This is a genomic window from Cupriavidus sp. 05L411 (assembly GCF_056398045.1).
Window position 1 is genome coordinate 161,838 of record NZ_JBFTOQ010000008.1, and the last position, 23,250, is coordinate 185,087.

22 protein-coding genes are annotated in these 23,250 nt (G+C 64.7%); 13 read left to right on the forward strand and 9 right to left on the reverse strand.

Going from position 1 to position 23,250, the window contains the following annotated elements; genetic code table 11:
• Positions 1-62 precede the first annotated feature (62 nt).
• From AC1DQR_RS12035 to AC1DQR_RS12050, 4 genes are all read right to left on the reverse strand, one after another.
• The gene (locus AC1DQR_RS12035) at positions 63-1,517 is read right to left on the reverse strand and encodes an NAD(P)(+) transhydrogenase (Re/Si-specific) subunit beta (protein ID WP_477133072.1); all 1,455 of its coding nucleotides are present in this window, start codon (positions 1,515-1,517) and stop codon (positions 63-65) included.
• Positions 1,518-1,519: 2 nt separating this feature from the next.
• Positions 1,520-1,852 (reverse strand): NAD(P) transhydrogenase subunit alpha part 2, encoded by a 333-nt coding sequence (locus AC1DQR_RS12040; RefSeq protein WP_045240719.1) that lies wholly within the window; start codon positions 1,850-1,852, stop codon positions 1,520-1,522.
• Between the two features lie 230 nt (positions 1,853-2,082).
• Positions 2,083-2,445 carry an aspartate 1-decarboxylase gene (panD, locus tag AC1DQR_RS12045; protein WP_006157598.1) on the reverse strand — a complete coding sequence of 121 codons (363 nt, stop codon included), beginning with the start codon at positions 2,443-2,445 and terminating at the stop codon, positions 2,083-2,085.
• Positions 2,446-2,658: 213 nt separating this feature from the next.
• On the reverse strand, positions 2,659-3,780 hold the full coding sequence (locus tag AC1DQR_RS12050) for a Re/Si-specific NAD(P)(+) transhydrogenase subunit alpha (protein ID WP_416049668.1): 1,122 nt from the start codon (positions 3,778-3,780) through the stop codon (positions 2,659-2,661).
• 530 nt (positions 3,781-4,310) lie between these two features.
• Here AC1DQR_RS12050 and AC1DQR_RS12055 point away from each other — a divergent pair.
• The 5 genes from AC1DQR_RS12055 to mnmA all read left to right on the forward strand — a co-directional run bounded on the left by AC1DQR_RS12055 (position 4,311) and on the right by mnmA (position 8,273).
• Entirely contained in the window at positions 4,311-5,114 is an 804-nt protein-coding gene (locus tag AC1DQR_RS12055) for a TorF family putative porin (RefSeq protein WP_477133073.1), read from the forward strand.
• A 126-nt stretch (positions 5,115-5,240) separates the two neighbouring features.
• Positions 5,241-5,639 (forward strand): hypothetical protein, encoded by a 399-nt coding sequence (locus AC1DQR_RS12060; protein ID WP_477133074.1) that lies wholly within the window; start codon positions 5,241-5,243, stop codon positions 5,637-5,639.
• Positions 5,626-6,555: a 4-hydroxy-tetrahydrodipicolinate synthase gene (gene dapA, locus AC1DQR_RS12065; protein ID WP_416049665.1), complete on the forward strand. Its 930-nt coding sequence runs from the start codon at positions 5,626-5,628 to the stop codon at positions 6,553-6,555. The genes AC1DQR_RS12060 and dapA overlap by 14 nt, the downstream gene beginning before the upstream one ends.
• 117 nt (positions 6,556-6,672) lie before the next feature.
• Positions 6,673-7,176: an NUDIX hydrolase gene (locus AC1DQR_RS12070; protein WP_416049664.1), complete on the forward strand. Its 504-nt coding sequence runs from the start codon at positions 6,673-6,675 to the stop codon at positions 7,174-7,176.
• Positions 7,173-8,273 carry a tRNA 2-thiouridine(34) synthase MnmA gene (gene mnmA, locus AC1DQR_RS12075; RefSeq protein WP_416049663.1) on the forward strand — a complete coding sequence of 367 codons (1,101 nt, stop codon included), beginning with the start codon at positions 7,173-7,175 and terminating at the stop codon, positions 8,271-8,273. The genes AC1DQR_RS12070 and mnmA overlap by 4 nt, the downstream gene beginning before the upstream one ends.
• A gap of 83 nt (positions 8,274-8,356) precedes the next feature.
• Here mnmA and AC1DQR_RS12080 read toward each other — a convergent pair whose 3' ends face one another.
• Positions 8,357-8,971 carry a glutathione S-transferase family protein gene (locus tag AC1DQR_RS12080; protein ID WP_416049662.1) on the reverse strand — a complete coding sequence of 205 codons (615 nt, stop codon included), beginning with the start codon at positions 8,969-8,971 and terminating at the stop codon, positions 8,357-8,359.
• A gap of 450 nt (positions 8,972-9,421) precedes the next feature.
• Here AC1DQR_RS12080 and purB point away from each other — a divergent pair, with 450 nt between their 5' ends.
• The 8 genes from purB (at position 9,422) to AC1DQR_RS12120 (ending at position 18,309) form a co-directional block, all read left to right on the forward strand.
• A complete protein-coding gene (purB, locus tag AC1DQR_RS12085) occupies positions 9,422-10,798 on the forward strand; it encodes an adenylosuccinate lyase (RefSeq protein ID WP_416049661.1) in 1,377 nt (458 codons plus the stop codon).
• Between the two features lie 255 nt (positions 10,799-11,053).
• Positions 11,054-11,644 carry a cytochrome b gene (locus AC1DQR_RS12090; protein WP_477133075.1) on the forward strand — a complete coding sequence of 197 codons (591 nt, stop codon included), beginning with the start codon at positions 11,054-11,056 and terminating at the stop codon, positions 11,642-11,644.
• A 67-nt stretch (positions 11,645-11,711) separates the two neighbouring features.
• A complete protein-coding gene (locus AC1DQR_RS12095) occupies positions 11,712-12,284 on the forward strand; it encodes a YceI family protein (protein WP_043349502.1) in 573 nt (190 codons plus the stop codon).
• Positions 12,285-12,351: 67 nt separating this feature from the next.
• Positions 12,352-12,933, forward strand: a complete 582-nt coding sequence (locus AC1DQR_RS12100) for a YceI family protein (protein WP_416049660.1) — start codon at positions 12,352-12,354, stop codon at positions 12,931-12,933.
• Positions 12,934-13,418: 485 nt separating this feature from the next.
• Positions 13,419-14,810 (forward strand): class I SAM-dependent methyltransferase, encoded by a 1,392-nt coding sequence (locus AC1DQR_RS12105; protein ID WP_477133076.1) that lies wholly within the window; start codon positions 13,419-13,421, stop codon positions 14,808-14,810.
• 22 nt (positions 14,811-14,832) lie between these two features.
• The gene (locus AC1DQR_RS12110; RefSeq protein ID WP_253930681.1) at positions 14,833-16,164 is read left to right on the forward strand and encodes a sensor histidine kinase; all 1,332 of its coding nucleotides are present in this window, start codon (positions 14,833-14,835) and stop codon (positions 16,162-16,164) included.
• A 7-nt stretch (positions 16,165-16,171) separates the two neighbouring features.
• On the forward strand, positions 16,172-17,305 hold the full coding sequence (locus AC1DQR_RS12115) for a hybrid sensor histidine kinase/response regulator (protein WP_174422957.1): 1,134 nt from the start codon (positions 16,172-16,174) through the stop codon (positions 17,303-17,305).
• Positions 17,302-18,309: a response regulator gene (locus tag AC1DQR_RS12120; protein ID WP_174422956.1), complete on the forward strand. Its 1,008-nt coding sequence runs from the start codon at positions 17,302-17,304 to the stop codon at positions 18,307-18,309. Before AC1DQR_RS12115 ends, AC1DQR_RS12120 begins: the two co-directional genes overlap by 4 nt.
• 99 nt (positions 18,310-18,408) lie before the next feature.
• Here AC1DQR_RS12120 and secF read toward each other — a convergent pair whose 3' ends face one another.
• The 4 genes from secF to tgt all read right to left on the reverse strand — a co-directional run bounded on the left by secF (position 18,409) and on the right by tgt (position 23,236).
• Complete coding sequence (secF, locus tag AC1DQR_RS12125) at positions 18,409-19,380, reverse strand: protein translocase subunit SecF (RefSeq protein WP_253930682.1); 972 nt, start codon at positions 19,378-19,380, stop codon at positions 18,409-18,411.
• Between the two features lie 91 nt (positions 19,381-19,471).
• Positions 19,472-21,343 (reverse strand): protein translocase subunit SecD, encoded by a 1,872-nt coding sequence (gene secD, locus AC1DQR_RS12130; protein WP_150985955.1) that lies wholly within the window; start codon positions 21,341-21,343, stop codon positions 19,472-19,474.
• 238 nt (positions 21,344-21,581) lie between these two features.
• Complete coding sequence (gene yajC / locus AC1DQR_RS12135; RefSeq protein ID WP_043349487.1) at positions 21,582-21,911, reverse strand: preprotein translocase subunit YajC; 330 nt, start codon at positions 21,909-21,911, stop codon at positions 21,582-21,584.
• A 173-nt stretch (positions 21,912-22,084) separates the two neighbouring features.
• On the reverse strand, positions 22,085-23,236 hold the full coding sequence (gene tgt, locus AC1DQR_RS12140; protein WP_416049657.1) for a tRNA guanosine(34) transglycosylase Tgt: 1,152 nt from the start codon (positions 23,234-23,236) through the stop codon (positions 22,085-22,087).
• Positions 23,237-23,250 lie beyond the last annotated feature (14 nt).

The following is a 23,250-nucleotide window of genomic DNA, read 5'->3' on the forward strand; positions in this document are numbered from 1 at the left end:
GTGTCGCGCTCTTCGTGGCGGCGGATACGGGCGGATGCCCGTATCTGGTGCTTCCGGCGTGCTTACTCCACCGCCTTGCCCATGTCTTCCACCACCTTCTTGGCGTCGCCGAACACCATCATGGTCTTGTCCATGTAGAACAGCTCGTTGTCCAGGCCCGCGTAGCCAGCGGCCATCGAGCGCTTGTTCACGATGATGGTCTTGGCCTTGTAGGCTTCCAGGATCGGCATGCCGGCAATCGGCGAGTTGGGATCGGTCTTGGCGGCCGGGTTGACCACGTCGTTGGCGCCCAGCACCAGCACCACATCCGCCTGGCCGAACTCGCTGTTGATGTCCTCCATTTCGAAGACCTGGTCGTAAGGCACCTCGGCCTCGGCCAGCAGCACGTTCATGTGGCCCGGCATGCGGCCCGCCACCGGGTGGATGGCGTACTTCACCGTCACGCCTTTCTCGACCAGCTTCTCGGTCAGCTCCTTGAGCGCATGCTGCGCGCGCGCCACCGCCAGGCCGTAGCCCGGGACGATGATCACGGTCTCGGCATTGCCCATCAGGAAGGCCGCGTCGTCGGCCGAGCCGGACTTCACGTTGCGCTGCGCCTGGCCGCCGGCAGCGGCCGCCGCGGGCGCGCCGCCAAAGCCGCCGAGCAGCACGTTGAAGAACGAACGGTTCATCGCGCGGCACATGATGTACGAGAGGATGGCGCCGGAGGACCCCACCAGCGAGCCGGCGATGATCAGCATCGGGTTGTTCAGCGAGAAGCCGATGCCCGCCGCGGCCCAGCCCGAGTACGAGTTCAGCATTGACACCACCACCGGCATGTCGGCGCCGCCGATCGGGATGATGATCAGCACGCCCAGCACGAAGGCGATCGCCAGCATCAGCAGGAAGGGCAGCCAGTCCTGCGACAGGCAGAAGATGATGCCGAAGCCGATCATGGCCACCGCCAGCAGCAGGTTCAGCAGATGCTGCCCGGCAAAGGACACCGGCGCGCCCTGGAACAGGCGGAACTTGTACTTGCCCGACAGCTTGCCGAAGGCGATCACCGAACCTGAGAAGGTGATGGCACCGACGAAGCAGCCGATGAACAGCTCGATGCGGTTGCCAAACGGGATATCGTGCGAGCCCGGTGGCGTGATGCTGAACGCCGACGGCTCGGCCACCACGGCCACCGCGATGCAGACCGCGGCCATACCGATCAGCGAGTGCATGGCGGCCACCAGCTCGGGCATCTTGGTCATCTCGACCTTTCTTGCCACGTAGGCGCCGATGCCGCCGCCAACCACCAGCGCACCGAAGATCAGCGCCATGCCTTCGGCGACCGACGACTGGCCCGCGCCGATGGCCAGGAACTCGCTCTTGAGCTTGGCGATCAGCACCAGCGTGGTCACCGCGGCGATGGCCATGCCGATCATGCCGAAGGCATTGCCGCGCCGCGCCGAGCTGGGATGCGAGAGGCCCTTGAGCGCCTGGATGAAGCACACCGAGGCGAGCAGGTAGAGCAGAGTGACGAGGTTCATGCTCACTTGGCGCCCTCCTCATGACCCTTGCCAGCCTTGGCCTTGGGTTCCTTCTTCTTGAACATCTCCAGCATGCGCTGCGTCACCAGGAAGCCACCGAACACGTTGACCGCGGCGAGCGCGACCGCCAGCGTGCCCATGGTACGGCCCACGGGACCCTCGGTCAGGCCGGCAGCCAGCATGGCGCCGACGATGATGATGGCCGAGATCGCATTGGTCACGGCCATCAGCGGGGTGTGCAGGGCGGGCGTCACCGTCCAGACCACGTGGTAGCCCACGTAGATCGCCAGCACGAAGATGATCAGGTTGATCACCGTGTGGTTCACCATTTCCATCGACTTCTCCTCCGTTGCTTGAATGCCTTGCTGCGCGGTTGTCCCGTGTTCTTTTGCCTGGCCAGGCGCCTGTGAGCGCCTACTGCATCGATGCCCCGCCTGGTGCCGCGTTGTCGTCTGTCGCGTAGGTACCGTCACCCCAGGGGTGACGGTACGGCTGAATCCGAAAATCGCATGCCGGATGCGGGCATCGCACCGGCATTGGCTCCCGGCGCGATGTCCTCATTCGCTTACACCTTCTTGATTTCCTTGATGGCGTTGTTGTCGTCCACCAGGATGATCTTCGGCTTGTAGGTGGCGATCTCTTCATCGCTCATCGGCGCGTAGGTGCAGATGATGAGATGGTCGCCCAGGTGCGCGCGCCGTGCGGCCGCGCCGTTAAGCGAGATCTCGCCGCTGCCGCGCACGCCCTTGATGATGTAGGTGGAGAAGCGCTCGCCATTGTTGACGTTGTATAGCTCGATTTTCTCGAACTCCTTCATGTCGGCCGCTTCGAGCAGATTCTCGTCGATGCCGCATGATCCCTCATAGTTGAGGTCCGCCTGTGTCACGGTGACACGATGGAGCTTGGCGCGGAGCATGATGCGTTGCATGGGTGATACGTCCTTGGTTGATGCTGGATGAGCTTGTAGGGTAGCCCCTGGGGTTGAGTCCTGACGGGCCACTTGGAATGGTTCCGGGGCCTGGGTATCCGCCAGCCGCACCGGCAGTACAGCCCGATAGCGGCAGGCGCGCTACCGTGCACCTGGCCGGAACCGCCTGGCCCCATTCTAAAGCGACCGGGCCGCGGCGGGCCCGCTGCCGCTTCAGGACGCGCCGCGGACCACCTGGCCGTCCTTGCACATCAGGCAGGCGGCGACGATATCGTCCTCCAGGTTCAGCGTGAACTGGCCTTCCTTGTCGATGACGAGCTTGAGGAAGTCGAGCACGTTGCGCGCATATAGCGCCGACGCGTCGGCCGCCACCATGCTGGCCAGGTTCGTGTGCCCGATCAGCGTGACGCCGTGGCGTTCCACCACTTCGTCAGCTACCGTCAGCGGGCAGTTGCCGCCCTGCGCCGCGGCGAGGTCGACCACCACCGAGCCCGGCTTCATCGCCTGTACCGTTTCTTCCTTGAGCAGCACCGGCGCCTGGCGGCCCGGGATCAGCGCGGTAGTGATGACGATGTCGGCGGCCTTGGCGCGCTCGTGCACCAGTTCGGCCTGGCGCCGCATCCAGTCGGGTGGCATGGGGCGGGCATAGCCGCCCACGCCCTGCGCGATCTCGCGCTCCTCGTCGGTGACGAAGGGCACATCGAGGAATTTGGCGCCCAGCGATTCGATCTGTTCCTTGACGGCGGGACGCACGTCGGAGGCTTCGATGACCGCGCCCAGCCGCTTGGCGGTGGCGATGGCCTGCAGGCCCGCCACGCCGGCGCCGAGAATCAGCACACGGGCCGCCTTGACGGTGCCGGCGGCGGTCATCAGCATGGGCATGAAACGCTGGTAATGATGCGCGGCGACCAGCACGGCCTTGTAGCCGGCGATATTGGCCTGGGAAGAGAGCACGTCCATGCTCTGCGCGCGCGTGGTGCGCGGCGCGGCTTCCAGCGCGAAGGCGGTCAGCGTGGCGCTCGCCATGCGCGCGTTGTTCTCTGCGTCGAAGGGATTGAGCATGCCGACCAGCACGGTGCCCGGCTTCATCAGCGCGAGCTCGGCATCGACGGGGGCGCGGACCTTGAGCACCAACTGCGCGCCGAAGGCTTGCACCGCGGTGCCGATGGTGGCACCGACGGCCTCATACGCCGAGTCCGGCACGCTGGCGCGTACGCCGGCTCCCGACTGGACGATGACCTGATGGCCCTGGGTCACGTACTTCTTGACCGTCTCCGGGGTGGCGGCGACACGAGTCTCACCTGCCCGCGTCTCCTGCGGGATGCCGATGTGCATCGTCAATTTCTCCTTTTGCTGGCGTCTTTGAGGCGCTGTCAAAATGATTCTGGCGTTGGCGCGCGAGCTTGTCGTACGACCGCTACGACATGGCAACGCGCCTGACCAGAACCGCTTCGGCTCATTCTGACAATGCCGCTGATCTGCTAGGCGGGCGGACGTCTTTGGCCCTTATGTGTCTGCCCTTTGTGTCTGCCATGCGCCCGGCCAGGCCGAACGCAGCGCACAATTTTTTCGCAGCTTACAGGAATCTGACGATATGTGGTGACTGGCTGGTCGGCTTTTGCGCAACCGCATCACCCCCTCGCGGGACCTGCCGGTTCATCCCACGGCATGCCGGGACGTTCCCTTTACGATTTTTACGCCATCCCTTGGCGGGCCGGTATTTTCTTGACACCGATTTTAGGCGCGTGCCCGTACTGTTCCGGTCGCGCCGCGGCCACTGTCATCCTGACGCTCGTCGTGGCTTCAGCCATCGCCTCATGCGTGGCTGTCCACCGATCGAAGTTCTTCCAATTGCCAAGTTATCCATGACTGCTCTTCGCTTCAACGTTTCGCACGCCTGTCTCGCTACCCTGTCTTGCGCCACGCTTCTCGCCGCGCCGGCCGCCTTCGCGCAGGGCGCACCCGATGCAGCCGCAGCAGCCGACGCGTCGCCGCACACCTTCACGGCCAACGTCACGCTGGCCAGCGAATATCGCTACCGGGGCCTGATGCAGTCCAACCGTCGCCCGGCGATCCAGGGCGGGTTCGACTACACGCATTCGAGCGGCCTCTACGTGGGCAACTGGAACTCCAGCATCAGCTGGCTCGGCGACAGCAACGCCAAGGTGTCGGCGCCGATCGAGATGGATTTCTACGGTGGCTTCAAGAACACCATCATGCTGGGCGGGCTCGAATGGAACTACGACGTGGGCGTGCTGGAGTACTACTATCCCGGCGACTATCCGGCCGGCTACACACGCCCGTACACGACGGAGCTGTACGGCGGCATCGGCTACGGCCCGGTGTTCCTGAAATACTCGCACGCAGTGACCAACCTGTTCGGCTTCAACGACAGCAAGAACAGCTACTACGTAGACCTGTCGGCCAATGTGCCGCTAAACGTCTGGGACCTGACGCTCAATGCGCACGTCGGCTACCAGAAGGTGAGGAATGTCACGGACGCCTCGTACACGGACTGGAAGCTGGGGTTGACCAAGGACCTGGGCAAGGGCTTTGCGCTGGCGATCGCTTATATCGACACCAACGCCAACAAGTCGGTCTACACCAATGTGCCTGGCCGTTATATCGGCAAGGCAGCTGCCTTCGCTTCGCTCACCAAGACGTTCTGAGCATGCCGCGCCATCTTGATGACATTTTGATGGCGGCGGCGGCGATTACTGCATCAACTTGAGGCGGCCATGCATAGCATGGTTGCATCTCCAACAGACGACCCGCCCAGCGCGGGTCCCGCTCAAATGCGACAGTCGAGCCTTGCCGTGGCCTTTGCTTGCGTGCCACGCCGCCGTCTTACCCGCACCGAATCCCGCACCGCGCGCCTTGACGCATCTGGCATCGAAGCCGCGAAGGCCGCCGCGCCCGCGCTTGGCGTGGACACCGCGCACAGCTGGATCCGCCTGCGCCTGGCGGTGGCGTCGAGCCAGGTCTTCGCGCTGCGCCAGTCGCTGCACCGCGCGATCGGGCAACTGGCGCGCATCTACGTGGTCGAGGTGGACCACCGCCATGGCGAGACCACGCTGCATGTGGAAGTCGAGCGCGGCGGCCGCGACGCTGCCATGCACGCCATCATGATGGCCCTGCCGGCCGCCGAGTTCGGCGTCACCACGATGCTAGGACAAGACCATGCCGCGCACTGAGATGATGGCGGGCTTGCGCGAAGACAGCCGCGCGGCGTTGTGGCTGCCGCTGGTGACACCGATGCAGGGCGGCGAGCTGGACCTGGCCTGCGCGCAGCGGCTGGCCGCGCACTATGTGGCCAGCGGCGTGGATGGGCTGGTCATCCTGGGCACGACCGGGGAGGGCGGCTTGCTCACGCGGGATGAGCGGCTGATGTTTACCGCCGCGGTGCTGGAGGCGGTGGACGGTGCGCTGCCGGTGCTGGCTGGCGTTGGCGGCGTGGATACCCGCGTGGTGTGCGAGCAGGTGCGCCAGCTCGACCGCTTCGACCTGGCGGGCTACCTGGTGCCGCCGCCGTACTACCTGCGGCCCGGCGATGAGGGCATTGCCTGGCATGTCGAGCGCGTGGCGGATGCCACCTGGCGCCCGCTGATGCTCTACAACGTGCCCAAGCGCACCGGCTGCAACATGTCACCGGCATTGGTGCAGCGGCTGGCCGCGCATCCGCGCGTCGTCGCGGTCAAAGAGTGTGACGCGGCCGGGCTTCGCGCCCTGGCCGGCAACGACCGGCTCGCGGTCTTCTGCGGCGAGGACGCGTCCATGCTGGACCACCTGCTAGCGGGTGGCGACGGCGTGGTTCCGGCTTGCGCGCACATCCGCCCGGATCTGTTCGTGCGGTTGTTGCAACTGGTGGCGCAGGGCCGTGTTGCCGAAGCGCGTGCGCTGTTCGCGAGCCTGGCGCCGTTGATCTCGCTGCTGTTCTCCGAGCCCAATCCGGCCCCGGTCAAGACCGCGCTGGCATTGTGCGGGCTGGCAGGTTCCGAGGTCAGGCGGCCACTGGCGCCGGCCAGCCGCGCGCTGCGCGAACGGCTGGACCAGGTGATCGCTTCGCTGCCGGCGGTGGAGGACGTGGAGCGCACTTTGCTGCCAGCCTAGCGTTGGCGCGGGCGCGGGCGCGGGCGCGGCGCCGGATGCGCCGGATGCGTCGGATGCGCAGGATGCGTGAAAGGGCGGCAACCGGTAGAATGCCGGATTGCCTAAAATTTGTGCATCATGTCACACGACTGGAAGGCCAGCGTCACGGTTGCCGCGGTAATTGAGCGCGGCGGCCGCTTCCTGCTGGTGGAAGAAGAAACCCCCGACGGCCTGCGGCTGAACCAGCCTGCCGGCCATCTCGACCCGGGCGAGAGCCTGATTCACGCCGTCATCCGCGAGACGCTGGAAGAAACCGCACACACGTTCGAGCCGCGCGCGCTGCTGGGCTGCTATATGGCCCGCCCGCACGCGGCCGGCACGGCGGCGCGGCCGGGCGGCGACATCACCTATGTGCGCTTCGCCTTTACCGGCGAGCTGGGCGCGCTCGATGCCGGGCGCCAGCTCGATGTGGGCATCGTGCGCACCGTGTGGATGAGCGCTGACGAAATCCGCGCCTGCCCCGAGCGCCATCGCACGCCGCTGCTGCTGGCTTGCATCGAGGACTACCTGGCGGGCAAGCGCTTTGCGCTCGACGCGCTCTACACCCATCCTTCCGTGGTGGGCGGCGGAGTGCTGTCATGAGCCAGGGCAAGCGCGTGGTGGTGGGCATGTCGGGTGGCGTGGATTCGTCGGTGACAGCCTGGCTGCTCAAGCAGCAAGGCTACGAGGTGATCGGCCTGTTCATGAAGAACTGGGAAGACGACGACGACAGCGAGTACTGCTCGACCCGGCAGGACTGGCTGGACGTGGTCTCGGTGGCCGACCTCATCGGCGTCGACGTGGAAGCGGTCAATTTCGCCGCCGAGTACAAGGACCGCGTCTTTGCGGACTTCCTGCGCGAATACTCGGCCGGCCGCACGCCCAACCCCGACGTGCTGTGCAATGCCGAGATCAAGTTCAAGGCCTTCCTGGATCACGCCATGTCGCTGGGCGCGGACACCATCGCCACCGGCCACTACGCGCGCGTGCGCGAAGCGGGGGCGGATGTGGGTGCCGGCACGGGCCGCTTCGAACTGCTCAAGGCCTTTGACCACACCAAGGACCAGAGCTACTTTCTGCACCGGCTGAACCAGGCGCAGCTGTCGCGCACGCTGTTTCCGCTGGGCGAGATGCCCAAGACGCGCGTGCGCGAGATCGCTGCCGAGATCGGCCTGCCCAATGCCAAGAAAAAGGATTCCACCGGCATCTGCTTTATCGGCGAGCGGCCGTTCCGCGATTTTCTCAACCGCTACCTGCCGACCAAGCCGGGACCGATGAAGACGCCGGACGGCAAGGAAGTCGGCCAGCATATCGGTCTGGCGTTCTACACGCTGGGGCAACGCAAGGGCATCGGCCTGGGCGGCAGCCGCGCGGGCAACGGCGACGCCTGGTACGTGGCGCGCAAGGACATGGCCAGCAACACGCTGTATGTGGTGCAGGGCCATGAGCATCCGTGGCTGCTGACGCCCACGCTCGACGCTGCCGACCTGTCGTGGGTGGCGGGCACAGGCCCGGCGGTGGGCACCACGCTGTCGGCCAAGACGCGGTATCGGCAGAGCGATGCGCCCTGCACGGTGACGGGGACGGACGACGATGCCCTGCAACTGACGTTCGCGCAGGCGCAGTGGGCGGTCACGCCTGGCCAGTCCGCGGTGCTGTACGACGGCGATGTCTGCCTGGGCGGCGGCATCATCCGGTGAGGCGTGCAGAGTGCGATGACATGAAAAAACCGGCTCGATGGCCGGTTTTTTCATCGTTGCGCGGCAGGAGGCGCAGGCAAGGCTCAGGCGCGCGGCGGTTCCGTGTCGATGAACGACTGGCGCTTGGCAAGCTTGTCCTGGTACACGGCGAGGCGTGGGTGGCGCTCACGCCAGGCGATGTCCGGGAAGCGGAAGTCGAGGTACGACAACGCGCAGCCCACGGCCACGTCGGCCAGCGAGTAATGGTTGCCCGAGCACCAGGGCCGGTCGGCCAGGCCGTCGGCGATGGCGGCCACCGCCGCGTCGATCTTGCCGAGCTGGCGCTGGACCCAGCGCTCGCTGCGCTGCTCGGGCTCGCGCTGCGTGTGTTCCAGGCGCGCCAGCAGGGCGGCATCGAGCAGGCCGTCGGCCAGCGCTTCCCAGCAACGTACCTCGACGCGTTCGCGGGCGCCTTGCGGGATCATGCGGCTGACGGGCGTCAGGGTGTCGACGTATTCGACGATCACGCGCGAGTCGAAAATCGCGCCGCCGTCTTCCATGACCAGGCACGGTACCTTGCCCAGCGGGTTGAACTGGGAGATGGTGGTGTCCGGCGACCACACGTCAACCTCGACCATCTGGTAATCGATCTTCTTTTCCGCCATCACGACGCGCACTTTGCGCGCGTAAGGGCTGGTTTGCGATGCATACAGCTTCATGGACTCCCCTCGAGCTTGTTATGAAGTGCATCGGCCGCGCCTCGCGCGCCCGGCATGCCCGATGCACTTCATAACAGGCTAGCGGATCGGCGAGCGCGAGTATACCCGTGCCCCGTCCGGGATGTGCCGGGCGCGCGCGGCGCCTGCCTGCCGTGTCGTCATGCCGAGACGCGCGAGCTGCCCGGCCCCGCGAACGCGTCCACAGAAGGCGGGCCGCGATGGTAAAATGCCCGCTTTCCGTCGTGCCGTCAGTCGGTTTTTGCGCCGAATTGTTCTCTTTTTGAGGCGAATTGGACCTGTTTTTGTGTCTTTTCCCCTCTTTAGACCGGTTCGGCCTTGTCACCGGCCACTTCGGCCCGCGAGGGCCTTGCCCGGCCATTTTGCCTGCGCAATCTGCCCGCCCGGCCACGCTTGCGTAACCACTTCCCTCTATCCCTCCGGTCTCCCAGCATGTCTTCTTCCTCGCTCTCCCCGCTCACCGCCCTGTCTCCCATCGATGGCCGCTACGCCTCCAAGGCCGATGCGCTGCGCGAGTGGCTCTCGGAAGCGGCCTTCATGCGCAACCGCGTCAAGGTGGAAGTGCACTGGCTGATCGCGCTGTCGCAAGCCGGCCTGCCCGACATGCCGAAGTTCTCGCCGGCCTCGGAAGCGGCCCTACTGGCGCTGGTGGACAACTTCACCGAAGCCCACGCATCGCGCATCAAGGAGATCGAGGCGGTCACCAACCATGACGTGAAGGCCGTGGAGTACTGGCTCAAGGAGCAGGTCAAGGGCAACGCCGAACTGGAAGCCGCCAGCGAGTTCATCCATTTCGCCTGCACCTCGGAAGACATCAACAACACCTCGCACGGCATGATGCTCAAGGGCGCCCGCGAAGGCGTGATCCTGCCCACGCTGCAACGCGTGCACGCGCGCCTGGTGGAGCTGGCGCATGCCAATGCCCGCCAGCCGATGCTGTCGCGCACCCACGGCCAGCCGGCCAGCCCGACCACGCTGGGCAAGGAAATGGCCAACGTGGCGGCACGCCTGGCGCGTGCCATCGAGCGCATCCAGCGCGTGGAGCTGCTGGGCAAGATGAACGGCGCGGTCGGCAACTACAACGCCCATCTGTCTGCGTACCCCAGCTTCGACTGGGAAGCCTTCTCCAAGCAGGTGATCGAAACGCGCCTGGGCCTGACCTTCAATCCCTACACCATCCAGATCGAGCCGCACGATTACATGGCCGAGCTGTTCGACGCCATCGCCCGCGCCAACACCATCCTGCTTGACCTGAACCGCGACATCTGGGGCTATATCTCGCTGGGCTACTTCAAGCAGCGCACCAAGGCCGGCGAAATCGGCTCGTCGACCATGCCGCACAAGGTCAACCCGATCGACTTCGAGAACTCGGAAGGCAACCTGGGCCTGGCCAATGCGGTGCTGCGCCACCTGTCGGAAAAGCTGCCGCTGTCGCGCTGGCAGCGCGACCTGACCGATTCCACCGTGCTGCGCAACATGGGCGTGGCCTTCGGCTACAGCCTGCTGGCCTATGAGGCCTGCCTGCGCGGCCTGGGCAAGCTGGAAACCAACCCCGAGCGCCTGGACGAAGACCTCGACAACTGCTGGGAAGTGCTGGCCGAGCCGGTGCAGACCGTCATGCGCCGTTTTGGCGTGCCCAATCCCTACGAGCAGCTCAAGGAACTGACGCGCGGCAAGGGCATCTCGCGCGAGGCGCTGCAGACCTTCATCAGCGGCCTGGCGATCCCCGACGATGCCAAGACGCTGCTGCTGGAAATGACCCCGGCCACCTACATCGGCCGTGCCGTCAGCCTCGCCGAACGCGTGTGATTCTTCCGGCCTGCGGGCCGGCGCGTTGCAAAAAAGCCATCCCCGGGGGTGGCTTTTTTTGTTGATGGGCGGCCAGCGCGGGCACGGCTTGCCGGCTGCGGCGAAATGTCACTTCAAATGGTTTGAATGATTCCATGAATTTCAGACCGTTCCGCAACCTGCCTGCCGCACAATAATGCGAGAATTCAAAGAGCAGCAGTAATTGCCGTTCAGTAAAAGATTGTGAAACGCCCGCAAGGGCAGGGGTCCTTATCCATGCATTCCCAAGCCAAAGCCGGCGCCCACGCCGGCGCTGCCGCAGCGCCGCAGCCGACGTCCGCCTATGGGGCCACGGCGATCGGCCTGCACTGGATCATCGCGCTGCTGATCTTCGCCGCCTTCGGGCTGGGCCTGTACATGACCAGCATCCCGGGCTTGTCGATGCTCAAGCTCAAGCTGTTTTCCTGGCACAAGTGGATCGGCGTGACCGTCTTTGCCATCGCCGTGCTGCGCGTGCTGTGGCGCGCCACCCACCGCGCGCCGACACCGGCCGCGGGCACTCCGGCCTGGCAGGCCAAGGCTGCGCACGCGGCGCACCTGCTGCTCTACGCGCTGATCGTGGTGGTGCCCATCACGGGCTACCTGTACAGCTCGGCCTCAGGGGTTCCCGTGGTCTACCTCGGCATCTGGCAGCTGCCCGCGCTGATCGAGAAGAACGATGCGCTCAAGGAAATCCTCAAGCTGGTCCACATCTGGCTGAACTACCTGATGGCCGTGATCGTCGTAGTGCATGCGGCCGCTGCCATCAAGCATCAGTTCATCGAGCGCGATGGCACGCTGGCGCGCATGCTGCCGTTCCTCAAGTAAGCCGACATATCGGCAAACCGACAAATGACCGAGGGCCGCAAGGCCCTCTTAGCGACAGGAGTTTTTAATGAAACGCATTCCCCGCCCGAGCGCGCTCCTGATGGCAGCCACGCTGGCCACTGCCGGCATCGCAGCCAACTACGCCTGGGCCCAGGTCGACGCAGCCAAGAGCTCGGTCACCGCGACGGCCCGCCAGATCGGCGTGCCGATGGAGGGCAAGTTCAAGAAGTTCGACGCCACGGTCGCGTTCGATCCCGCCAAGCTGGCAACATCCTCGGCCAAGGTCGAGATCGACGTGTCCAGCTTCGAGATCGGCGACGCCGAGACCACCAAGGAGGTCAAGGGACGCGACTGGTTCGACGCGGCCAAGTACCCCAAGGCGGTGTTCCAGTCGACCAGCATCAAGGCCGGCGCCGCCGGCAAGTATGAGGTGGCGGGCAAGCTCACCATCAAGGGCAAGACCCAGGACGTCGTGATTCCGGCAAGCTATCGCCAGGATGCCGGTGGCCAGGTGTTTGAAGGCGTGCTGCCGATCAAGCGCACCGTGTACAACATCGGCGACGGCGAATGGAAGGACACTTCCGTCGTGGCCGACGATGTCCAGATCAAATTCCGTATCGTGACCTTGGCTAAGAAGTAAGCGCGCGGCGCCCATCTTCCCTGCCATTCCTTTGCTGTTCATCCCCAACTTTTTGCCGGGAGCTCTCATGAAATTGCGCACCATCCTCGCCGCTGTCGCGGCCCTGTCCGCCGTCGGCGTCGCATCCGCCAACACGGTGACCTACAACCTCGATCCCACCCACACGTACCCGAGCTTCGAAACCGACCACCTGGGTGGCCTGTCGACCTGGCGCGGCAAGTTCGAAAAGTCGAGCGGCGTGGTGACGCTGGACCGTGCCGCGAAGACCGGCTCGGTGGATATCAAGATCGATCCCGCCTCGGTCGACTTCGGCAACAGCAAGCTGAACCAGCACGTGAAGGGCCCCGACATGTTCAACGTCGAAGCCTTCCCCGAAGCCACGTACAAGGGCAAGTTCTCCAAGTTCAACGGCGATGTGCCGACCGAAGTCGATGGCGTGCTGACCCTGCACGGCGTGTCCAAGCCGGTCAAGCTGGAGATCCGCGAGTTCAAGTGCATCCAGCATCCGATGCTCAAGCGCGAAGCCTGTGGTGCTGACGCGGTGGGCACCTTCAATCGTGCCGATTTCGGTATCGACTACGGCGTGAAGATGGGCTTCAAGCCCGAGGTCAAGCTGGCGATCCAGGTCGAAGGCGTAAAGGCGGACTAAAGGCCGACTAATCGTCGACTAGAGGCCGGCCAAGACGGACGGCACAGGCTTCGCGATGCCCTGGGTTTATCCCGCGGCGCCGCGCATGCAAGCAGCAAGGCAAAAGGCCGGGAGCACTCCCGGCCTTTTGCTTTATTTCCGGCGGTTTCCAGTCGTTTCCGGCTCGGCGGGTGGGCTTGCGCAGGTTGTGTTGTCTGCACTTGACGCCCACAGTACAATGATCCGCTAAGATTCAGTTACAGTCCTACTCAGTACAGTCTCACTCAGTTTCAGTCTCAGTCACAGTTACCAGGGTGTAGTCGCGCGCGTGCCATCATCAGGACGCCCATGCCCGCAACCGATTACCGACATGTATCCCAGCAGTACCCCCTGATACTGGCCTAGCGTAGCGATCCATCGCCCTACGAGCTGTACCCGGCCAGTCAATGATGCATTGTTGAACTGGGCGGCCGGCAGCGTTTTTCGGATTTCTCTGGCGCAATACCGTGTACTCCCAAACGCAAATCGATCCGGTGGTTAGTTTCCGCAACTCGCAGGGCGAGCAGGTGCGGGGCACAATTATCAATCTCCAGAGAAAAGCTCTGGTGATGGAAATCTACAATCCATACTCGATCGTCCAGGTCAGCGAGGTGCTGAGCGAGCTGAGTGTGCGCATGGGCAGCAAGAACGCCTACCTGGGTAAGGCGGTGGTGATGAGCCTGGTGAACACCGGCCTCACCGCGGTGGTATCGCTGACGCTGATCGATGAATGGCGCGAACTGAGCGAGCTGCCCAATGAGCCCAAATCGGTTGGGCGCGAGGCCGAACTGTTCATCAACGACTGGGATGCGCGCTTCAATATCCGGCGCGATTACCAGATCGTGGTCAACGAAATGCGCGCGTTTCTCTCGGAAGTCTCGCGCTGGGTCGAGCAGGTCGACCTGACCGAGAACCTGCCCAAGACCGACGGACGGCTGCGCGAGGATGTGTTCTACGAGCTCGCCACGCCAATCATGCTCAAGGTCAAGACCTACCTCGACCGGCTCGAAGGCGAGGCCGAGCAGGTGGACGCGGAGATCGCGCCGGTGCACCGCACATACGCGCAATCGGCCCTGCATCCGCTGCTGCTGCGCGCCCCCTTTGTCTACCGCACCTTCACCAAGCCGCTGGGCTATGCGGGCGACTATGAGATGGTCAACCAGATCCTGAACGATCCGCAGCAGGGCCCGACCACCTACTTCCAGATCGTCAACACGGCTTTCCTCAAGGCGGCGGTGGCGACCGCCCACCGCAACCGGATCGACCTGCTGGTCGATTTCCTGTCGCGCCAGGCCGATGCCGCCCGCGCGGCCGGCAGGCCGTTTCGCATCCTGAATGTCGGCTGCGGGCCGGCCTTCGAGATCCAGCGCTTCGTGCGCGAGTATCCGCAGCCCGAGTTACTGTCGTTCCAGCTGGTCGACTTCAGCGAGGAGACCCTGGCTTACACCAAGTCCTCCATCGAGGGCTCGGCCGCCTCAGCGGGGCACAAGGTGTCGGTGGAGATGGTGCATCAATCGGTACATGAACTGCTCAAGCGCAAGATCGCGCCGGACGACGCCGGGCTGCGCGAGTTCGATGCGGTGTACTGCGCCGGGTTGTTCGACTACCTGTCCGATAAGGTGTGTTCCCGCCTGCTGAGCTATTTTGCCGCGCGTACGCGGCCGGGCGGCCAGTTGCTGGTAACCAACGTCCATTCGGACAATCCGGAGAAATTCGGAATGGAACACCTGCTGGAGTGGTACCTGATCTATCGCGACGAGGCCAGGATGAGTATGCTGCTGCCCGAACAATCCCGCGATCACAAGCTCTATGTCGACCAGACTGGGGTGAATGTGTTCGCGGAAGCGATCATCCTCTGAAACGCCAGTAGCCGGCCCAGCCATGAGCACCAATCAACTTTACGCGGGTTACCAGACCGAGCTGGCGGATTTCCGCCTGGCCTTCAGCCGAGGCGGCGCCTATACCGCCATCGTGCTGGTGCTGCTCGGCGTGGGGCTGGACTACGGCCAGTATCCGCAGTTGCAGGCGCCCTTCGCCGTGGCGCGCGTGCTGGTGTCGCTGCTGATCGCCGGCATCGTGATGCTGTTGTACAGCACGGCAGGGCGCCGTTTTGCGCCGTGGCTGACGTTGTCGTGGCTGCTGCTGCCGCAGATCATGATCTCGTGGATGATCTGGCATACCGATGGCGTGGAGTCGCCGTATTACGTCGGGCTGAATCTCGCCATCTTCGCGTCAGGCATCGCGCTGCCGTTCGGCTTGTGGCAGAACCTGGTCTTCGGGATCCTGTCCTACCTCTTCTACCTGCTTGCCTGCGTGCTGCATCCCGGCGGCATCGAGCCGGCCGGCACCTTTATCGTCAATTCGCTGTTCCTGCTGTTTGCCGCGGCGGCCAGCGCGGTCTATACCTTCTTCAATGAGCGGGCGCGCTTCATGCTGTTCCGCCTGAAGGCCGAAGTGGCGGAGAAGAACGGCGAGCTCGAAGTGATCAACCGCAAGCTGGTCGACATCAAGGGCCAGATGCTGCAGCAGGAAAAGATGGCCGCCATCGGTACGCTGGCCGCGGGCCTGCTGCACGAGGTCAACAACCCGGTCAACTTCTGCCTGATGGCGATCGAAGTCGCGCTGGAAGAGCCGGTGGCCAAGAACGAACCGATGCTGCAGGAATGCCTAGTCGACGCCAAGCAGGGAATGCAACGCATCCAGCATATCGTGTCGGACCTGAAGACCTTCGCCTATCGCAAGCCCGGTGCCGAAGCGGAGGGCACGCCGTTCCTGTTCGAGAAGGCGCTCGATTCCTCGATCCGGCTGACCGCCCATGAGCTGCGCGGGGTGGCCGTCACGCGTGAGCTGCCGACCGACACGCTGGTGCTGGGCGACGAAGCCGCGGTGATCGGCGTGCTGATCAACCTGTTCTCCAACGCCGCGCTGGCCATGCGCAAGGCCGGCACGCAGGGCCCGGCCATCCATACCACCGTGAAGTGGGTGGAGCGCCGGCTGCATGTGACCGTGAAGGACAACGGGCCGGGCATTGCGCAAGAACACCTGGCGCGCGTGTTCGAGCCGTTCTTCACCACGCGCGAAGTCGGCCAGGGCCTGGGCCTTGGCCTGTCGATCAGCTACGCGGTGATCGAGCGTCACGGTGGCGTGCTGTTTGCCGAGAGCGAACTGGGCAAGTGGGCCTCGTTCAGCTTCGACCTGCCCCGAGCCGACTGAGAATGCCATGAGCGACGCCCGTCAACCACGGCTTACCGTGCTCTACGTCGATGACGAGGAAATGGCATGCAAGTACTTCGCCCGTGCGGTCGGCACGGAGTACGAGGTGCTGGTCGCCAGCGGCGCCGACGAAGCGGTACGCATCCTGCGCCGGGAGAGTGCGCGCATCGCCGTGCTGGTGACGGATTTCCGCATGCCGGGGCGCGATGGCGGCGACCTGCTGCGCCAGGTTGCGCTCGAGTACCCGCAGATCGTGCGCATCCTGGTGACCGCCTACGCGGACAAGGACATGCTGTTGCAGACGGTCAACACTGGCGAAGTGTTCCGCATCCTGGAAAAGCCCATCGAGCTGGGCCAGGTGCGCGAAGCGCTGCGGCTCGCCGCCGAGCGCTATCGCGAACGCTCGATCCGCCATCAGCGCCTGATGGCGATCGACGAGACGCTGGCCTTCCTGGCGCATGAACTGAACACGCCGCTGGCGGCGATTGCAAATTTTGCGCGGGGTATCGAAAGCCGTATCGCGGCGGAATACAATCCGCTGCGCCAGAGCGAGATTGGCCAGGCGGCCACGTCGATGCACGACAACGCGCAGTATTGCCTGGCCGTGATTTCGTCGTTCCTGCAGTCGGTGCGCAGCAGCGGCAGCCGGCCGAGCACGCAAGCAGGCGCCAGCCGGGAAGTGACCGCCGGCGGCCTGATCGCCGCGCTGCTCGACACCTACCCCTTTGCCGGGCCGCAGCGCGAGTGGGTAAAGATCGAAATGCATGACGACTTTGCCGTGCGCACGCTGCCCAATTGCGTGGCGCTGGTGCTGTCGTCGCTGTTGTCCAATGCGCTGCGGGCGCTCGACGGCGTCGACTCGCCTTCGCTGCGCTTCGTGGTGGCGGCCGAGCCCGATGCCGCGATCCGCATCTGCGACAACGGTCCGGGCATACCACCTGAGGTGATGGGGCGCCTTCTGGTGGATCCGGTCACCACCCATGCGAGTACCGGCGGCAACGGACTGGGCATGATTTTTTGCAACCGTGTCATGCAGTCTTTCGGTGGCGGCATCCGGATCGAGTCTACGTCCGGTGCGGGTACCACAGTGACGCTGGATTTCCCCAATACCAAGAGTCGAATGCATAGGAGTGATCGATGAACGAACCGAATGCCACGCAGGCACCATCACCGGCGATTCTGTTCGTCGATGACGAGGCGACGGCCGTCAAGTATTTCCAGCGTGCCATCGGAGCCCTGGCGCCGGTCGTGACCGGTGGCTCGGTCGAAGAGGGCAAGGCGCTGCTGGATGCGCACGCGGACAGCCTTGCGGTCCTGGTCTCCGACCAGCGCATGCCGGGCGAGTACGGCAACGAGCTGCTGCGCTACGCGCGCGAGCGCTATCCGCACATCGTGCGGATCCTGACCACCGCTTACTCGGAGATCGAGCATACGGTCGCGGCCGTCAACGAGGGGCAGATCCATCGCTATATCAAGAAGCCGTGGGACATCACCTCGCTGCGCATGGAGCTCAAGCAGGCGCTTGAGATGGCCGGCTTGCGCAAGGAGCGCGACCAGTTGCTGCGCGAGAAGCTGAGCGTGCTGCAGCGGCAGACCATTGCCGCGCGCATCGGCCTGATCCGCACGCTGTCGGCCAGCCTGATCGGCCCGGAGCGCTTCCAGCCGGTGGACACCTACCTGGCCTCGGCCGCGCTGGTCGGCGTGCAGAATCCCGAGCCGGACTGGCTGTTGATGGACTACGCCGACCTGGTGGCGGCGGAAAGCCGCCGCAGCGGCACCTTCGGCCACGCGGTGGCGGCCAAGCTCGCCGCGCTGCGCACGCAGCTCGCCGGCCGTGGAGCGGGCGATGCGGTGGCCGCATTGGCCGAGACGCTGGCCGCGACGCAAGGCGCAGCCAACGTGCGCCGCGATGGCGATGCCCTGGTGTGGATCCAGGGCGCCGCGCTTGCCGAGTACCTGGGCGAGCCGGTGGATAAGGAAGTGTCCGCACAGCACGCCACCTGGCTGGCCGGGCTGCTGTGGCTGGATGAAACCGGCGGCGCGCTCAAGGCCGTGCGGGAGGGCGACTCCATCGTCTACCGCCCCACGGATCGCACCGCGGAGTTCGCCGCGGATCGCCTGGCCGTGTGGATCGAGCAGTTCTGAGCGTGTTCCGAGCGCGTTCCGAGTAGCAACGGCATAACAAGAAAGGGCACCCGAAGGTGCCCTTTTTTGTTGCCTTTGAAACTATCCGCGGCAGGCCCGTCAGGCTTGCGCGCCGAAGTTCGGGTCTTCGCGGTCGACGTCACCCGGCTTCTTCTCGCCCTTGACCAGGTCCTCGCGCTTGACGCCCAGCCACATGGCCAGCGCCGCGGCGACGAACACCGAGGAGTAGATGCCGAACAAGATGCCGACGGTCAGCGCCAGCGCGAAGTAGTGCAGGGTGGGGCCGCCGAAGAAGAACATCGACAGCACCATCATTTCGGTCGAGCCGTGGGTGATGATGGTCCGCGAGATGGTGCTGGTGATCGCGTTATCGATGATCTCGTGCGTGGTCATCTTGCGGTACTTGCGGAAATTCTCGCGAATCCGGTCGAAAATCACCACCGATTCGTTCACCGAGTAACCCAGCACCGCCAGGATTGCCGCCAGCACCGACAGCGAGAATTCCCACTGGAAGAAGGCGAAGAAGCCCAGGATGATCACCACGTCGTGCAGGTTGGCGATGATGCCGGCCACTGCGAACTTCCACTCGAAGCGGAACGACAGGTAAATCACGATGCCGGCCACCACGCACAGCAGCGCCAGCAGCCCGTCGGTGGCCAGTTCCTTGCCCACCTGCGGGCCGACGAACTCGACACGCTGGAGCTTGACGTCAGGTGCGGCCGTCTGCAGGGCGGTCATGACCTGCTCGCTCTGCTGGGCCGAGGTGACAGGCTTGCCGTCCGGGCCCTTTTGCAGCGGCAGGCGGATCATCACATCGCGCGAGGTGCCGAAGTTCTGCACCTGCACGTCGGTGTAGCCAAGCTTGCTGACCTGGCCGCGGATGCGCTCCAGATCAGCCGTCTGCTGGTAGTTGACCTCCATCACCGTACCGCCGGTGAACTCGATCGACAGGTGCAGGCCCTTGTGTGCCAGGAAGAATACGGCGGCGGCAAACGTCAGGAAGGAAATCACGTTGAAGATCAACGCGTGCTTCATGAACGGAATATCGCGCCGGATGCGGAAGAATTCCATGTTGAATCCTGTTTTGTACGGCAGCGCCTGCTGCCGTTCTATGCTGGTTGGATGTCCGTGCGCGTTCTGTGCGCGCGGACATCCATGATGCTTACTTGGCGACGGTGCCCTGGCTGTCCGAGCCGGGCTTCCAGATCTGGCCGATCGCCACGCTTTGCAGCTTCTTCTTGCGGCCGTACCAGAGGTTCACCAGGCCACGGTTGAAAAACACCGCCGAGAACATCGAGGTCATGATGCCCAGGCAGTGCACCACGGCAAAGCCGCGCACCGGGCCGGAGCCGAAGGCCAGCAGCGCCAGGCCCGCGATCAGGGTGGTCACGTTGGAGTCCAGGATGGTGGCCCAGGCGCGGTCGAAGCCGACGGCGATCGCCATCTGCGGCGATGCGCCGGCGCGCAGTTCCTCGCGGATCCGCTCGTTGATCAGCACGTTGGCGTCAATGGCCATGCCGAGCACCAGCGCGATAGCGGCGATGCCGGGCAGCGTCAGCGTAGCCTGCAGCATCGACAGCACCGCAACCAGCAGCAGCAGGTTGATGGCCAGCGCGGCCACCGAGAACACGCCGAACAGCATGTAGTACAGCATCATGAAGACGGCGATGGCGCCAAAGCCGTAGGCCACCGAGTCAAAGCCCTTCTTGATGTTGTCTGCGCCCAGCGACGGGCCGATGGTGCGTTCTTCGATGATTTCCATCGGTGCGGCCAGCGAGCCGGCGCGCAGCAGCAGGGCCAGGTCGTTGGCGGCTTCGGTGGAGTACGAGCCGGTGATCTGGAAGCTGGAGCCCAGTTCGGACTGGATCGTTGCCACCGTCAGCACTTCGCCCTTGCCCTTCTCGAACAGCACGATGCCCATCGGCTTGCCGATGTTCTCGCGCGAGACGTCGCGCAGCACGCGGCCGCCCTGGGCGTCGAGCTTGATGTTGACCGAGGCGCGCTGGTTCTGGTCGAAGCCGGCCGAAGCGCTTTCAATGCGGTCACCGGTGAAGATCACCTGCTTCTTGAGCACCACCGGGGCGCCGTTGCCTTGCGTGAACAGCTCGCTGCCGAAGGGGATCGGGTCGCCCGGGCGCGGGTTGCGCGGCGCGTCGGGGTCGGCCAGGCGGGCTTCCAGCGTGGCGGTGCGGCCGATGATGTCCTTGGCCTTTGCGGTGTCCTGCACGCCAGGCAACTGCACCACGATGCGGTCGGCGCCTTGCTGCTGGATCACCGGCTCGGCTACGCCGAGCTCGTTGACCCGGTTGTGCAGGGTGGTGATGTTCTGCTTGACCGCCGCATCCTGCACCGCCTTGCGGGCCGCATCGGTGAACACGCCGGAGATGTTGTTGCCATCCGGGGTGAACGCCAGCTCGCGCAGGTTGTCGGCCAGGATGCCGCGCGCCTTGGTGGCGTCGTCGGCATTGTTGAAGCGCACCGTCAGACGGTCGCCATCGCGGTCGATGCCGCCATGGCGGATGCCCTTGTCGCGCAGCAGGGTGCGGGCGTCGCCGGCCAGGCTGTCGAGCTTCTTGTCGACCGCGCCCTTCATGTCCACTTGCAGCAGGAAGTGCACGCCACCGCGCAAGTCCAGCCCCAGGTACATCGGCAGCGCGTGCATGGCGGTGAGCCAGCGCGGCGAGCCCGACAGCAGGTTCAGCGCGACCACGTAGGTGGCGTCATTGGGGTCGGGGTTGAGCGCGCGGGTCAGCACGTCCTTGGCCTTGAGCTGCTCGTCGGGCGTCTTGAAGCGCGCCTTGACCGAGCCGGACTGGCCGTTCAGGTCGAAGAACATGCCGTCGGGCTGCAGGTTGTTCTGCGCCAGCACCTGCTCGATCTGCTTTTGCATGGCCAGGTCGACCTTGACCGTGGCCTTGGCGGAGGAGACCTGCACGGCAGGTGCCTCGCCGAAGAAGTTCGGCAGCGTATAGGTGATGCCGATGGCCAGAGCCACCAGGATCACGAGGTATTTCCAAAGCGGATAACGATTCATCTTTGGCCAGTCGTTCTTCGGTTGGCGGCGCCGACGAGACCGTCAGCGGGCAGTTGGCACCACCGCACCGGTTGGCAAACAGCCGCCTGGCATCCACGGATAACCCGGGGCTGGATCAGGCGGCTGCAGGGGCACGCGCGCTAATGGCGTGCCGGGAAGGGCGAAAAAGCAGGCAGGCGGTGCGGGAGAAGCTGGGCGGCGCCGGTAAAAGGCGACGCCACGCCCGCGGCCGCGGTGCTCAGAGCGACTTCAGCGAGCCCTTGGGCAGCACCGTGGTAACCGCGCTCTTTTGCACCGTGATTTCGGTGCCCGTGGCGATTTCGATGGTCACGTATTGTTCGTTGACCTTGGTGACACGGCCCAGGATGCCACCGGCAGTCACGACTTCGTCGTTCTTGGCCAGCGCTTCCAGCATCGCCTTCGATTCTTTCTGGCGCTTCATCTGCGGGCGGATCATGATGAACCACAGCACAGCGAACATCAGGATGATAGGCAGGAAACTCATCAGGCCACCCGCCGCGCCGCCGGTCACGCCGGCAGTCTGGGCAAATGCGTTAGAAATCAGCACGTTGCTTCTCCGTCACAAAATCAATCAGTTAGTCGGTTATTCTACCACCCGCTTGCGGCCGCATTCCATGCCCGATCCGGGCATTTACGGTGTAGTACGGGTTTGTTCGGGGCTCCTTGCGAGCCGCTTGGCAGTTGCAGGCACCGCTATTCGACCGGAGCCGTGCGGAAAGTTCACGCCGGGGCGGGCGTGGCCGACTGCGCCCCGCGCGCGCGATCGGCGGCGAACTGAAGGCGGAAGGCTTCGAAGCGGTGTTCCTCGATGGCTTCGCGCATCTCGCTCATCAGCTCCAGGTAGTAGTGCAGGTTATGGATGGTGTTCAGGCGCGCGCCCAGAATTTCGCCGACCCGGTGCAGGTGGTGCAGGTAGGAGCGCGAGAAGTTGCGGCAGGTATAGCAGCCGCAGGACTCGTCCAGCGGGCGGGTGTCGTTGCGGTGGACGGCATTCTTGATCTTGACGTCGCCAAAGCGCGTGAACAGCCAGCCGTTGCGGGCATTGCGGGTCGGCATCACGCAGTCGAACATGTCCACCCCCGACGCCACGCCGGCCACCAGGTCTTCGGGCGTGCCCACGCCCATCAGGTAGTGCGGCTTGTGCGCGGGCAGGCGCGGGCCCACGTGCTCCAGCACGCGCATCATGTCTTCCTTGGGCTCGCCGACCGACAGGCCGCCGATGGCGTAGCCGTGGAAGTCCAGCTCCGACAGGCCGGCCAGCGACTCATCGCGCAGGTCCTCGAACATGCCGCCCTGGACAATGCCGAACAGCGCGTTGGGGTTGCCCAGGCTGTTGAACTCGTCGATCGAGCGCTTGGCCCAGCGCAGGCTCATGCGCATGGAGGCGGCCGCTTCCGCGTGGGTGGCGGGGCGGCCGTCGATTTCGTACGGCGTGCATTCGTCGAACTGCATCACGATGTCGGAGTTCAGGGTGCGCTGGATCTGCATCGAGATCTCGGGCGACAGGAACAGCTTGTCGCCGTTGACCGGCGAGGCAAAGGTCACGCCATCCTCGGTGATCTTGCGCAGCGCGCCCAGCGAAAACACCTGGAAACCGCCTGAATCGGTCAGGATCGGCTTGTCCCAGCCCATGAAGCGGTGCAGGCCGCCGTGCTTTTCCACCACTTCCAGCCCGGGGCGCAGCCACAGGTGGAAGGTATTGCCCAGGATGATCTGGGCGTTGATCTCACCGAGCTCGAGTGGCGACATCGCCTTGACCGAGCCATAGGTGCCGACCGGCATGAAGATCGGGGTCTCGACCACGCCGTGGTTGAGGGTGACGCGGCCGCGGCGGGCGTTGCCGTCGGTGGTGAGTAGTTCGAAGTTGAGCATGGCTGGATTCGGGA

Coding starts and splice junctions, on each gene's coding strand:
- AC1DQR_RS12120 (WP_174422956.1), top strand. CDS start 17,302: ATGAACGAACCGAATGCCACGCAGGCACCATCACCGGCGATTCTGTTC.
- AC1DQR_RS12035 (WP_477133072.1), bottom strand. CDS start 1,517: ATGAACCTCGTCACTCTGCTCTACCTGCTCGCCTCGGTGTGCTTCATC.
- AC1DQR_RS12110 (WP_253930681.1), top strand. CDS start 14,833: ATGAGCACCAATCAACTTTACGCGGGTTACCAGACCGAGCTGGCGGAT.
- AC1DQR_RS12080 (WP_416049662.1), bottom strand. CDS start 8,971: ATGAAGCTGTATGCATCGCAAACCAGCCCTTACGCGCGCAAAGTGCGC.
- AC1DQR_RS12070 (WP_416049664.1), top strand. CDS start 6,673: ATGTCACACGACTGGAAGGCCAGCGTCACGGTTGCCGCGGTAATTGAG.
- AC1DQR_RS12055 (WP_477133073.1), top strand. CDS start 4,311: ATGACTGCTCTTCGCTTCAACGTTTCGCACGCCTGTCTCGCTACCCTG.
- AC1DQR_RS12115 (WP_174422957.1), top strand. CDS start 16,172: ATGAGCGACGCCCGTCAACCACGGCTTACCGTGCTCTACGTCGATGAC.
- panD (WP_006157598.1), bottom strand. CDS start 2,445: ATGCAACGCATCATGCTCCGCGCCAAGCTCCATCGTGTCACCGTGACA.
- tgt (WP_416049657.1), bottom strand. CDS start 23,236: ATGCTCAACTTCGAACTACTCACCACCGACGGCAACGCCCGCCGCGGC.
- mnmA (WP_416049663.1), top strand. CDS start 7,173: ATGAGCCAGGGCAAGCGCGTGGTGGTGGGCATGTCGGGTGGCGTGGAT.
- AC1DQR_RS12090 (WP_477133075.1), top strand. CDS start 11,054: ATGCATTCCCAAGCCAAAGCCGGCGCCCACGCCGGCGCTGCCGCAGCG.
- secF (WP_253930682.1), bottom strand. CDS start 19,380: ATGGAATTCTTCCGCATCCGGCGCGATATTCCGTTCATGAAGCACGCG.
- AC1DQR_RS12100 (WP_416049660.1), top strand. CDS start 12,352: ATGAAATTGCGCACCATCCTCGCCGCTGTCGCGGCCCTGTCCGCCGTC.
- secD (WP_150985955.1), bottom strand. CDS start 21,343: ATGAATCGTTATCCGCTTTGGAAATACCTCGTGATCCTGGTGGCTCTG.
- AC1DQR_RS12095 (WP_043349502.1), top strand. CDS start 11,712: ATGAAACGCATTCCCCGCCCGAGCGCGCTCCTGATGGCAGCCACGCTG.
- AC1DQR_RS12050 (WP_416049668.1), bottom strand. CDS start 3,780: ATGCACATCGGCATCCCGCAGGAGACGCGGGCAGGTGAGACTCGTGTC.
- dapA (WP_416049665.1), top strand. CDS start 5,626: ATGCCGCGCACTGAGATGATGGCGGGCTTGCGCGAAGACAGCCGCGCG.
- AC1DQR_RS12040 (WP_045240719.1), bottom strand. CDS start 1,852: ATGGAAATGGTGAACCACACGGTGATCAACCTGATCATCTTCGTGCTG.
- purB (WP_416049661.1), top strand. CDS start 9,422: ATGTCTTCTTCCTCGCTCTCCCCGCTCACCGCCCTGTCTCCCATCGAT.
- AC1DQR_RS12060 (WP_477133074.1), top strand. CDS start 5,241: ATGCGACAGTCGAGCCTTGCCGTGGCCTTTGCTTGCGTGCCACGCCGC.